Source organism: Cytophagaceae bacterium ABcell3 (assembly GCA_030913385.1).
Taxonomy (GTDB): domain Bacteria; phylum Bacteroidota; class Bacteroidia; order Cytophagales; family Cytophagaceae; genus ABcell3.
This window is the reverse complement of sequence record CP133159.1, coordinates 620013-632500: the sequence shown is the minus strand read 5'-3', so window position 1 is coordinate 632500 and position 12488 is coordinate 620013. Positions and strand designations below refer to the sequence as shown.

Genomic DNA, 12488 nt, shown 5'->3' with positions numbered 1-12488 from the left:
CCTACCAGAATAAACAGATAGCCGTATAACATATATAGTATATGGGAACCCCGCATAGACTTTATTATAAAAGCAAAAGAACAGTCACCGGACTGTTCTTTTAGCTATATTTATCTGCCAATTTTACTTCTTTCTGCTTTTATCTTTATTGGCATTAATTCCGTGCGCTTTATCGTAATCTGCATTTTTACTAATATCGTTATTCTCTTTCTGGTGCAGGTCTAAGTGTTCCGCCCCTTCATTCTTGAAATGTTCTGGGTGCTGAGAACTCTGATAAAGCCCTTCTCTTTTCTTTTTATCTTTTTCTACTTTTTCATCAGGGTTAATCATAAACATCCTCCTCTTTTACATTATTATCCGGCATACACCCTTAAAACAAAAAATAGATACATAAAATTCAAACAAATAAGCACGGCTATAAAACAGATATTAATTAAGATTAATGAATATGCTTTATGAGCTCTTTCCTTATTTAGTATTTATCAACATCAAAAACTTCAATAAATACATGTTTAAACATACATTTTACTTTTAAATATTTTTTTCATAAAAAACAGGCATTTTCTTTAAAAGAAGGCGATTTTAGGTAGTAGTAAAATCTAAACGTCGATAAAAATACAGAGCAAGCCATTGTTTTTTTATTTTTTCTTTGTTTCTTACATACAATTTCGATCATTGTCTTTCTGAAGACTATTATGGTCGGGAGGTCACTCTGCTTTGTCTGCCTGTTCTCCTGTCATTTTTTGACAGGAGCAGCAGCAGACATTTTTCAACGTACTTTATTCCACATACAAAACTAGCCCTTTAAGGTATTCCCCTTCTGGGTGAAAGATACTCACAGGGTGGTCTGCTGGTTGATGAAGCTGCTCTATTATTCTAACATTTCTATGAGCTTCGGCGGCTGCCCCAAACACGATCTTTCGAAACAAGTTGGGATCTATATTTTGAGAACATGAGAAAGTAAACACAACCCCACCTGGTTTGATTTTTTTAAAAGCCTTCATATTGATCTGCTTGTACCCCCTAGATGCATTAGCAACAGCTCTGGCGCTTTTGGCAAACGCAGGCGGATCCAGCACAATGAGGTCGTAATAATCGGAAGGCATATTTGATAAATATTGAAAACAATCTTCTGTGATGGCCTTATGGTTATTAAGTGTAAGCTGGTTAATCTCAACATTATCATTGGCCAATCCAGTTGCCGCGGCGGATATATCAAGTGAATAAACCCGCTTGGCCCCTCCCGCTAACGCATACACACTAAAACCGCCACTATAGCTAAAAGCATTTAACACAGTTTTGTCTTTAGAATAGCGTCTCAACATTTCTCGGTTATCCCGCTGATCTATAAAAAATCCTGTCTTTTGACCTGTTTCAAAATCTACATTAAAAAGCAAACCATTTTCTTTAACTTGCACTGTAGTTTCAGAGGCTCCACAAAGCCAGCCGGCACTGCTTTCAATTCCTTCTATTGCTCTGGAGCTGGATTTCGTTTTTAAATAAATATTCTCAAAACCACATTTGATAAATGCTTCTTGAATTAAATGCATACGACTCTCTACCGCCTTAATCAGAACCTGAAGCACAACTACATTTCCATATACATCTGCAATTATTCCTGGGAAAAAGTCGCCTTCGGCATGCAAAAGCCTATATGTTGTAGTTAAGTCAGGGTCTAATAATGCTTTTCGTAAGGCCAGCGCCTTGCTTATTTTGTTAAACCAATATTCAGGCGTTTCAAAATCAACACTTTCGCTTTCCCTATACAGTTCAAACACTCGGCAGCTAATTTGGCTTTTAGCTGAATAAAATCCATACGCTAAATTTTTGCCTTGCCAATCAGTTACCCTTACAATATCTCCCTCTTCGGCAGTGCTCTTGCCATCCAATGCTCCGGAAAAAATCCAAGGATGCCGATTAAGTACCGACTTCTCTCTCCCTTTTTTTAATCTGATGCTTTTGTATTCCATAATAAATCAATCTGGGGGCCTATTACTTAAAGAACTTCCATAACCGTTCTAAACTCGAAAAATTTATTTCGGAACTTTTCAGGAAATGTTTTATAAACATCGCTCTCGTAGTAGTCAAGTTTTTCATAGTCGGACATATTCTTTACAAAATATTGCACTGAATAGGTAACCCCTTGATCCGCATTGGGAGCAGAAAGAAGCCGTAAGACTTTGTTCTCTATCACAAGTCCTGATGCCATAACCTGAGGCACATGTTTTTTTTGCACATATTCAATTAGTTCAGCATGCACTTCATGATCTACACTTATAGTTACATTGTAAAGAATCATTTTTATATATTATTTATAGGTTTGTAAAAACAATATTAGGTTAAAAATTGTCTAACATACAACGGCATCCTTAAAAAGCAGGGTGTTTTTTTATGCTGATTCTTTTCTTAACAACAATTTCCTTTTTATTCATTCGGCTACTAGTAGTTTTTGTAAACTATTTAGATGACCCTACTATACCTCATAACGAGAACAGTCAGTCTGTACTGGTATCAGTACTAGTTCCTGCCAGAAATGAAGCTGAACGATTACCGTCACTTTTGAAAAGCCTTTCACGTCAAAATTATAAAAATATTGAAATAATAGTTTTAGACGATAACTCTGATGATGCAACAGCAGCAGTAGTAAAAGATTTTCAGCGATCTGACCATAGAATAAAATTAATTAATGGCCAACCCCTTCCCAGTGACTGGCTTGGGAAAAACTATGCCTGCCACCAATTGGCAAAAGAGGCAAAAGGCACCTATTTAATGTTCCTAGATGCAGATGTTATTGTACAGCCAGACTTTATACTATCTTCTTTAAATTATTTAATAGAGCACAAACTGTCGTTACTTTCTGTTTTTAACGATCAAAAAATGAAAACTTTGGGCGAGAATTTACTGGTACCAAATATGCATTACGTCCTGATCACTCTACTTCCAATGCGGTTTGTCAAGAAGTTTGAAAACCCGGCACTAGCAGCAGCCAGCGGCCAATGCATGTTTTTCAATGCTTCAGATTACAACCAGCACCAATGGCATAGCAAAGTAAAGGACTGTGTGGCCGAAGACATTATGATAATGCGCAAAGTAAAAGAAGCAGGATTACTGGCAGATACCAAATTAGCTGGGGAAAAAATTATTTGCAGAATGTACAGCTCCTATGCTGAAGCATTAGAGGGCTTTAGCAAAAACATTATAGCAGGTTTCGGAAATCAGTTTTCGCTGATTCTGTATATTTTCGTCACTATTTTATTCTGGGTTCCTATAATGATATTTTTGCCTCCTCTGTACACAATAGTAGGCTTTTTACTAATTGCCATAATGAAAACAATGATTAGTGCCTTATCAAACCAGCCAATATTTAAAAGCCTTATACTGCACCCATTCCAAATGCTAGCCTTTACACATCTGTCAATAAAGGCACTTATTGATGCATATAGACAAACCAATATATGGAAAGGAAGAAAAATCAACCCTGGCTGCTAGTTCTCCTGGCATCCATGTATTTCACTGGCGTTATTGGCTTGTATTTTCCCGCTAGCCGACCTTTATTTGCCATCTTAACCCCGTTTAATTTACTCTTTTCTTGGGGTGCTATTTTTTATTTCTACCCAAAAAACAGGCTTTTTGCCAGTATTTCACTATTTGTAGCACTTGCTGGGTACATTATAGAAGTTGCCGGGGTACACACTGGAGTGATATTTGGAAATTATGCATACGGAGAAACTTTGGGATGGAAATTATTTGATGTCCCTGTCATACTAAGCGTTAATTGGCTCATGCTAATTTGGGCGACAGGGTCTGTGGCAGAAAGCTTTGCAAAAAACAAAACCTTAGTTGTTATTATAGGGTCGCTATTTATGATATTACTAGATGTATTTATTGAGCCTGTGGCTATGAATTATGACTTTTGGGAGTGGGCCGGCGACACAGTTCCAAAAAGAAATTATTTAGCATGGTTTGTAATATCCCTTATATTTTTAGCTGCGTTTAAAATTTCTGGACTACAATTAAAAAATAAAATAGCTACTGCTATTTATATATATCAATTGATATTTTTCATATTTCTCTACATATTATCATAAAGAAAAACTTTCCGTAATAAGGATTTGTTTAAAGTACAAAATATAGTTAACCGTGGGAAGATATTCCATTAAGGATCTTGAGCAGCTATCTGGGATTAAAGCACACACAATTAGAATTTGGGAACAAAGGTATAACCTTCTAAGCCCGCAGCGCACTGACACTAATATCAGATACTATAATGATGCAGATTTACGGCTTGTATTGAATGTAGCCCTCCTTAAAGAAAAGGGATACAAAATTTCCCGGATCATAAAAATGGGAACTAAACGAATTGGTGAAGAGGTTTACCTGCTTTCACAAAAAAACTCCCATTACCCTAACCAGATCCACGCATTGACCATGGCTATGTTGGAAATAAATGAGGAGCAGTTTGAAAAAACCTTGTCAACAAGCATCATCCACTTCGGTTTTGAACAAACCATGTTAAACATAATCTATCCCTTTTTGGAGAAAATCGGATTTTTGTGGCAGGCCGGAACCATAAATACTTCTCATGAACACTTTATTTCAAATTTAATCAGGCAAAAAATCATTGTTGCCATTGACGGTTTGCTATTAGACTCCCAAGGGGAAAAATATATGCTATTCTTACCCGAAGGAGAACTACATGAAATAAGTTTGCTATTTTCTTATTACATATTAAAAAGCAGAAAGAAAAAAGTCATCTACCTAGGCCAAAGTTTACCGCTTCAAGATTTGGAAACAGCCTGGGCCATGCACCAGCCATCTTACCTTTTCACAGTCATTACAAGCCACCCAACAATGGAAGAACTCCAAAGCTATATTAATAACTTATCTGCTAAGTTTTCTAGCAGCACCATTATTCTGGCAGGACAACAACTTCTACAACAACAAATACAACTACCGCCCAATACCCTATCCATGACCACTCCTAATGATTTAATTAACCACCTAAAAAAATAATTTATTCACGTAGTTCACCATTTAAGCCAGCTGCGCACTAAAGTGCAAGAAAATATTTGTTTTATAATATATTTATTTGATATTTTGTTAATTGAATATACCGCCAGACTAGTTTAGTTTTTTTTGGGATTTACCGTTTTACTTACAAAAGGTGCATACTTTATTGTTATGTCTTTGTAATGTAAGAGAAGTATAGAGCAATTTTGAAGATTTTTTTAATTTATATTATTAGTCTTCTGGCGGGCAGTTTTTCACTACAATCCTTTGCATCAACCAGTGCTATTGGACAAAATGCTAACGTTTTCAATTCCACCAACAGCAACAATGGTGAAATTGAAAATATAGGGTGTAAAACTCAGCCTACCAGTCAATCTGCCTCCGCCCAAGCAGGAAGCAGAGGTGTTTTCTATGCCCTATTTTATGGAGTCATCATAGCCTTTTCCGTTTACAACATACTAATCTTCCTATCAATAAGAAACAGCGTATACCTGCTCTATATTTGTCACATTATGTTCATAGGATCGTTTGCGCTGACCCAAGACAGGTTAGGTTCTCAGCTTCTATGGCCAGAACCCTACAATAAAACTATTGTAGCCTCAAGCCTGTTTCTGATGACTGTTTCAGGGTTTTTGCTTGCCAGAAAATTCCTTGGGACTGTTCGATTTCCTGTAATAGAAAAATTACTACTAGGCCTAATTGCCGCAAGAACAATCGCTTTTCTTCTAGGACTAACCCTGTTTCCCTCGTTAAACCAACAAACCACAGACCTGGCATTCTACTTGGCTTTGTATGGCATCGGGTTTCTCGCATGGGTCAAAGGGTACATTCCTGCAAGATTTTATGTGTTAGCCTTTAGCATTTTTTTCCTCGGGTTTACAGTTAATACCCTTTATGCATTGGAACTGCCCCCTATTAAACTTCTTCCAGAATACAGTTTCCATATAGCTGTACTTCTAAATCTAATACTCGTTTCCTATGCATTTGCTGATAAAATAAAATACATAATAGCAGAAAGAGAGGCCGCCAGAAAAGAAACAATAAAACAGCTAAAAGAAAACGAAACCCTCAAAGATCAAACGAATACGCAGCTAGAAAAAATGGTGCAAGAGCGCACCAAAGAGCTGGAAGACAAAAATAAGCAATTGGATGTTTTTGTCTATAAAGCATCTCACGACATGAAAGGTCCTTTACGCTCAATAATAGGCCTTACCGATATAGGGTTAAAAGATATTCAAGACCCACAAGCCCGCCTTTACCTAGAGCATATAAAGAAAAGCACCCGGCGCTTAGATAATACCCTAAAGGACCTAATTCAACTAGCAAGAGTTAAAGAAACCTCTATTGAAAGAAAGAAAGTAAAGGTATATGATATATTTACTGAAATACTGGAAAGCCTTGAACACTTGCCTGAGTATACAAACATTACCATTACCCTAAATTTTAATAGGTCTGTTGAAGTTAATACCGATAAAAAACTTTTATACTCAATACTTCAGAACCTGACGGAAAATGCTATAAAATATCAAGATCCTAAAAAGGAAGATGCATTCTTGTCTGTGACCATAAATGAATCTCAAAATGAAACAGAAATTGTTTTTGAAGACAACGGAAGGGGCATTGAGCAAGAAATGCAACAACAGGTTTTTGAGATGTTTTTTAAGGCCAATGAACAGTCTTCAGGTACAGGTCTTGGACTTTATATAGTCAAAACTTCAGTAGAAAAACTTAAAGGGTCAGTCTACTTGCAAAGTGTGCCGTCCCAAGGCTCAACGTTCACAGTAAAGCTCCCAAATTAAACCAGATCTAAATAGGAGGTATTTAAAACAAGCGAGCGTTGTTATATTAATCCAATCATGAATTTTTCCAAGATATAAACGATAGGTAATTTTCTCTTGTAAAGCAAGTCATGAAATTTTGACCCAATAGTTGCTTTTTCAGAAGGCCATACTTATCGCTTACCTGAAATTAAAACAAGTTGTTCACGCCATTGGTTATTCAAAGCAAATATTTTCTTTAATTTGCCACTAAAGAAAATATTCTTTTCATGCGAGTGCTTAGGATAGCTTTACTAAATTTTTAAAAAGCTGCTCGACTGTAACAAAAGTTAACTTCTACAAATAAGATAATACTACTATGGGCATTCAAAGACCTTTTAATTTTAAAAAATGGATAGACGATAACCGCCATCTCCTCAAGCCACCGGTCGGGAATCAACAGGTTTATAAAGGAAATGATGATTTCATTGTCATGGTGGTCGGTGGCCCCAACACGAGAAAAGATTTTCATTATAATGAAGGGGAGGAATTTTTTTACCAATTAGAAGGTGATATAAACTTAAGAATTATAGAAGATGACAAACCAGTAGACATTCCAATTAAAAAAGGGGAAATATTTTTACTTCCTGGAAAGGTTCCACACTGTCCACAAAGGCCTGCCAACACAGTAGGACTTGTAATAGAAAAATACAGAAACCCAGGAGAAAAAGATGGTTTCTTATGGTTTTGTGAAAACTGTGGAAATAAGCTTTATGAAGAATACTTTGAAATGACCGATATTGTCAAGCAGCTTCCGGTCGTAATGGAGAAGTTTTACACTTCTGAAGACTTAAGAACCTGTAAAAATTGTGGAACAGTAATGGAGCCTCCTGCAAAAGCAAAATAAACTATGCAAGACAACCTGGAATATGCAAGGTCACTTGATGATGCCGATGAGCTGAAGCATTTCAGAGAAAAATTTCACATCCCTTATCTTGATGACCGACCATGCATCTATTTCTGTGGAAACTCCCTTGGCCTGCAACCTATAATGGCTGAAGAGTTCTTGCAAACAGAAATGGACGATTGGAAAAACCTAGGAGTTGAAGGGCACTTACACGCATCTAACCCTTGGCTTACGTATCACAAGCTGCTTTCTCCGGCCCTTGCCAATTTATGTGGAGCAGACACCCAAGAAGTAGTGGCAATGAATGGACTGACAGTTAACCTGCATCTTCTTCTAAGTTCATTTTACAGGCCCAACAAGCAACGGTTCAAAATTATTACCGAAGCCAACGCTTTTTCATCGGACTTGTATGCCCTACAGTCGCAGTTAGAATTTCATGAAGTAGATATTGAGAATGGACTCGTAACAATACAACCGCAAGACGGCTTTCTCATTTCAGAAAAAGACATTCTCGATGCTATAGATCATCATAAAAACGAGCTGGCCCTGGTATTTTTTGGGGGAGTCAATTATCAAAGCGGTCAGGTGCTTGACATGCAAAAGATTACGAAAGCAGCCCATGAAGCGGGAGCTTTAGCTGGCTTCGATTTAGCACACGCTATAGGAAATATAAAGCTTGACCTACATACATGGCAGGTAGACTTTGCGGCATGGTGCAGTTATAAATACCTAAACTCCGGCCCTGGAGGAACAGCAGGTGTATTCATTCACAACCGCCACTTAAACGGTAAGCTTAAACCTGCTTTCCGTGGATGGTGGGGACATAGGGAGGAAGACCGTTTTCAAATGCATGACCAGTTCATACAAGCCCCTGGTGCCGATGCATGGCAATTATCTAATGCACCTATATTATCTATGGCTGTACAAAGAGCGTCCTTACAGCTTTTTCAAGAGGCAGGGATGGACAGAATTATTGAAAAAAGCCATTCTCTAACTGCTTATCTGGAGTTCCTTATCAAAAATTTACATAACCCTGATGCCCAGTTTGGCATAGAAATACTCACACCGCCAAAATCGAGAGGCTGTCAGCTTTCGCTAAAAATATCAGGGGGGGCAGAAGCTCTGTTTGAACACATGAACAGGGCTGGCATTATGTGTGATTTGCGCAGGCCAGATATCATTAGGTTAGCTCCTGTGCCGCTCTACAATAGTTATACAGAAGTCTATGCTGTTGCTCAGTTTTTAAAGAAACATTGTACCTATGAAAAATAAAGAAAAGGTGCTGATCGCTGGGGCAGGACTCACAGGCCCCTTGCTGGCAGTACTCCTTGCCCAAAAAGGGTATCCGGTCGAAGTAATAGATAAGCGTCCAGACCCGAGAAAAGGTGCTGCTTATGAGGGGCGGTCTATTAACTTAGCTTTAAGCAACAGGGGACTGAGGGCGCTCTCACTGATAGGTATTAAAGATACTGTTCTTCAAGAAGCAGTGCCCATGAATGGCCGCATGATTCACGACGAGAAAGGGTGCGCTTCTTTTGCACCTTATGGCAAGGAAGGTCAACAAATATATTCAGTTTCCAGAGGTGGACTAAATCGCACACTTACAGATATTGCGGAAAAAGAAGGGGTAAAATTCCGATTTGAGCAAGCCGTAGAAGGCATTGATGTTACAAAAAGGCAACTGGATTTAGTAAAAGGAATAAATACAGAGGTTATTGCCTATGACTTTTTATTTGCCGCAGATGGAGCGTTTTCAAAAATCAGACATGAGTTAGTAGCAGAGAATCGTTGCGAGCAAAAACTAAACACACTAAGCCATAGATATAAAGAACTTAGAATGCCCCCCTTGGACGGTAATTTTGCCATGGAACCAAATGCGCTCCATATCTGGCCCAGGGAGCAGTTTATGCTCATTGCCCTGCCAAACGCAGACAAAACATTTACATGCACACTTTTTTTACCATTTGAAGGCAAAAACTCTTTCTCAGGGCTTCAGTTCCCTGACTCTGTAGCAAATTTTTTCCGCACGCACTTCCCTGATGCGCAAAAACTAATTCCTGATCTCCCCCATGCCTTTTTTGAATACCCTGTTTCAGCGCTCACAGAAGTCCGAAGCTACCCATGGGCACATGAAAACATCTGTCTGATCGGAGACGCCGCACATGCTGTAGTCCCGTTTTACGGCCAGGGCATGAACGCATGTTTCGAAGACTGTTTTATTTTAAACGCTATGCTTGGTGATGGAGAAAATTTACAAAAGACTGTAGAAGCCTTTCAGGAAACTCGTAAAAAAGATGCAGACGCTATTGCCGACCTAGCTTTACACAATTTTATAGAAATGCGTGATTTAGTAAAAGATGAAGCCTTTATCTTAAGAAAAAAGATTGAAGCGTGGCTGCACGAAGCACTTGGAGAAAAATACCTGCCGCTATATACTATGGTTACATTTAGTGATATGCCTTATTCGGAAGCATTAAAAAATGGAAAGAAGCAGGACTGCATCATGGAAAAAGTCCTTGCTCTTGAAGGTATAAAAACCAACTGGCAGCAAGCAGATATGAAAGCAAAGATTCTGGAAATAGTCAAGAATGAGATAGGTTAATTTTTTTATAGGGTTACCCATTTAGATATCTTATGTGTTATTAGCTTACATAGGCTCGCTTAGTTACTTTTTGCCTCGCCGGCAGGGCCTTACTTTTTTTCTTAGACAAAAAAAGTAAGCAAAAAAGTCAAGGCCTGTGATGAAATTTGCTAAACTTTATAACCATTACGCTATCCCGATAGCTATCGGGATGAAACTCACCCTCCTTGCGTCGGGCTCAAACAGCAAATTTTTTGGCCGCTCCATGCTTATAAAGTTCTTAACGCAATTTCATCAATGGCCGCTTTATTTTCTAACAATCGCACATATCGCTATTTAATAAAAGCAGTTTAAAGCATTTTATCGTACAAAAAAAACCTATTACTTCCTAGAGACTTAAATGGGTAATCCTATCTTTTTATTCGTAACCTAACGTCTAAAACCTTTGTCAGCAGTCCCCGCAAATAACGCCGATTTCAATAATTTTGGAAGTAGAGTCAGGTTGGGCTATATTTTTATCAAGGCGGACTATAATACCTTCATCCAGTACAGAAAGCCATTGACTTCCATTGTATTTGATAATTTCAGTAGGTTTACCAACAAGCACACTGGCTTTAGCGCCAGCATAAATACCAGAGCGTGTTGCATAGGAAGGACTATTGGTGAAAATCCTAGTAAGGTGCCCGGTAGATTGAAAGCTCTCTGCCCGCAACCATTGTCCATTTCCTTTGTTAACAACAAGGCCGTCCCATTTTAGCCCGCTCCTTTGAATGGTTATTGGTTTAATGTTCATGCCAACAAACACAGTGCTGTCAGGATAATCATACAGCAAAAAATCTCCCATGCCTACAGAAGTAATCTCAAACTTATGTGAGGGAAGATCAGTAGGCCATGAACGTGTGGCAGGCACATATTCCGGTTCTACCATGACAGAATCTATATCATGATGCATTGCCTTGCCTTCACCGTTTCCAGAGCAAGATGTTAGAAATGAGGTAGATGCTAAACACAGTACCGTATATAAGAGAATTTTCATTTGTAATTATACATTAGCAGATAGACTAAAGTTTCTTTTTTGACAAAAATTGACAGTTATGTAACCAATTTTAACAAAAACTGTTAGGATAAAAAAATGTAACTGGATGGCCATCAGAAAAGGAACTACAGTCAGATGGAAAAAGGGATCGACCTACCAGAACGGGAAAGTCGAGAAATCTTTTACGGGAACAGTTACCCTACCTATAAAGGGGGTTATGGTTACCCGGCATGGTAGTAAGGAAAACCGAGTCTTGCTGGTCAAAGCAGAGAGTGGAGAAGAGGAGCTAAAGTTACTTTGTGAAGTAGAAAGAGTAAAGGCGGAATTTTAACATTCCGCCTCTTTTTACTTTGACCTAAAATGTGCAATAGAACTTTTATACTTAATTCAGGATTAACCGAACTTTTGCCTGCACCACCTTAAAATTAACTAGTCAATAGCCCCAAACATAATCATCATCAGCAAATTCGCCTCGTGGGTCTTTATGCTTTGCAGATAAATCTATTAAAAAGTCCGGCTTAATATCGCCACCAAGTTTTCGGCTTTTATAAACAGCTTTCCACGCTTCTCCATGTTTATTTCTCAAAAAGGCGTTAACCGCCAGACGGTAGTACCCTTCTGCATTCTTCGGGTCTTTTTTAACCACCTCCTTTAACAACCTTTCAGAAATGTGCAGCATCCTCTCTTTATGATTTTCGGAAACATGCTGCTGCATGGCATAGTCCATATAAGCGGTAGCCAGATACATTTGCAAAGGAATATGGCTGGTATCTTTCTTTAAGCCTTTACTAAACAGCTCTTTTGCCGTTTCAGGATCAGACCTTTTTCCCATCAAAGAACCAAAGCCCCAATATATATCTGGGTTATCAGGATCAAGTAACCAGGCTTGATTAAAACGAAACATGGCTGTATCTAAAATATCTCTATGGTAATAAAACCACCCTTTTTCAACAAAATACTTTGCTGCTTGCTTTCTGCCTCCTTCAAGACTGTCCATCTTCTGAATAAAAGCTTCGTCTGCTTTCCTCTGAGAAAGAGGTTTAGGTTTGCCTCCAAACATCGGTTCGTGGTTGATGCTTTGCGCTACCAAACCACTACTTGTCAATACCATTACAACTATAAATCCTATCCTCGTCGTCATATCCCACATTCCATTCTATATAGTTATAACGAACAGCTACTGAAAATGATTAGTGA

The 12488-nt window shown here is 38.3% G+C and carries 13 protein-coding genes; 8 read left to right on the top strand and 5 right to left on the bottom strand.

Going from position 1 to position 12488, the window contains the following annotated elements; translation table 11 throughout:
* Window positions 1-123 precede the first annotated feature (123 nt).
* From RCC89_02690 to RCC89_02680, 3 genes are all read right to left on the bottom strand, one after another.
* Window positions 124-330, bottom strand: a complete 207-nt coding sequence (locus tag RCC89_02690) for a hypothetical protein (protein ID WMJ72084.1) — start codon at window positions 328-330, stop codon at window positions 124-126.
* Between the two features lie 449 nt (window positions 331-779).
* Entirely contained in the window at window positions 780-1970 is a 1191-nt protein-coding gene (locus RCC89_02685) for a class I SAM-dependent rRNA methyltransferase (protein WMJ72083.1), read from the bottom strand.
* A gap of 26 nt (window positions 1971-1996) precedes the next feature.
* On the bottom strand, window positions 1997-2299 hold the full coding sequence (locus tag RCC89_02680; protein ID WMJ72082.1) for a DUF4286 family protein: 303 nt from the start codon (window positions 2297-2299) through the stop codon (window positions 1997-1999).
* A gap of 92 nt (window positions 2300-2391) precedes the next feature.
* Between RCC89_02680 and RCC89_02675 the strand changes: the two genes are divergently transcribed.
* The 7 genes from RCC89_02675 to RCC89_02645 all read left to right on the top strand — a co-directional run bounded on the left by RCC89_02675 (window position 2392) and on the right by RCC89_02645 (window position 10276).
* Window positions 2392-3489: a glycosyltransferase family 2 protein gene (locus RCC89_02675; GenBank protein WMJ72081.1), complete on the top strand. Its 1098-nt coding sequence runs from the start codon at window positions 2392-2394 to the stop codon at window positions 3487-3489.
* A complete protein-coding gene (locus RCC89_02670; protein ID WMJ72080.1) occupies window positions 3456-4088 on the top strand; it encodes a carotenoid biosynthesis protein in 633 nt (210 codons plus the stop codon). The genes RCC89_02675 and RCC89_02670 overlap by 34 nt, the downstream gene beginning before the upstream one ends.
* Window positions 4089-4140: 52 nt before the next feature.
* A complete protein-coding gene (locus RCC89_02665) occupies window positions 4141-5013 on the top strand; it encodes a MerR family transcriptional regulator (protein ID WMJ72079.1) in 873 nt (290 codons plus the stop codon).
* A gap of 203 nt (window positions 5014-5216) precedes the next feature.
* Complete coding sequence (locus RCC89_02660) at window positions 5217-6809, top strand: sensor histidine kinase (GenBank protein WMJ72078.1); 1593 nt, start codon at window positions 5217-5219, stop codon at window positions 6807-6809.
* Window positions 6810-7146: 337 nt separating this feature from the next.
* The gene (locus RCC89_02655; GenBank protein ID WMJ72077.1) at window positions 7147-7674 is read left to right on the top strand and encodes a 3-hydroxyanthranilate 3,4-dioxygenase; all 528 of its coding nucleotides are present in this window, start codon (window positions 7147-7149) and stop codon (window positions 7672-7674) included.
* Window positions 7675-7677: 3 nt separating this feature from the next.
* Window positions 7678-8946 (top strand): kynureninase, encoded by a 1269-nt coding sequence (gene kynU, locus RCC89_02650; protein WMJ72076.1) that lies wholly within the window; start codon window positions 7678-7680, stop codon window positions 8944-8946.
* A complete protein-coding gene (locus RCC89_02645) occupies window positions 8936-10276 on the top strand; it encodes an FAD-dependent monooxygenase (protein WMJ72075.1) in 1341 nt (446 codons plus the stop codon). Before kynU ends, RCC89_02645 begins: the two co-directional genes overlap by 11 nt.
* 427 nt (window positions 10277-10703) lie before the next feature.
* Here RCC89_02645 and RCC89_02640 read toward each other — a convergent pair whose 3' ends face one another.
* Complete coding sequence (locus RCC89_02640) at window positions 10704-11291, bottom strand: hypothetical protein (protein WMJ72074.1); 588 nt, start codon at window positions 11289-11291, stop codon at window positions 10704-10706.
* Between the two features lie 106 nt (window positions 11292-11397).
* Between RCC89_02640 and RCC89_02635 the strand changes: the two genes are divergently transcribed.
* Window positions 11398-11622: an HVA1 family protein gene (locus RCC89_02635; protein ID WMJ72073.1), complete on the top strand. Its 225-nt coding sequence runs from the start codon at window positions 11398-11400 to the stop codon at window positions 11620-11622.
* Window positions 11623-11724: 102 nt separating this feature from the next.
* Here RCC89_02635 and RCC89_02630 read toward each other — a convergent pair whose 3' ends face one another.
* Complete coding sequence (locus tag RCC89_02630; GenBank protein ID WMJ72072.1) at window positions 11725-12432, bottom strand: hypothetical protein; 708 nt, start codon at window positions 12430-12432, stop codon at window positions 11725-11727.
* Between the last annotated feature and the right edge of the window lie 56 nt (window positions 12433-12488).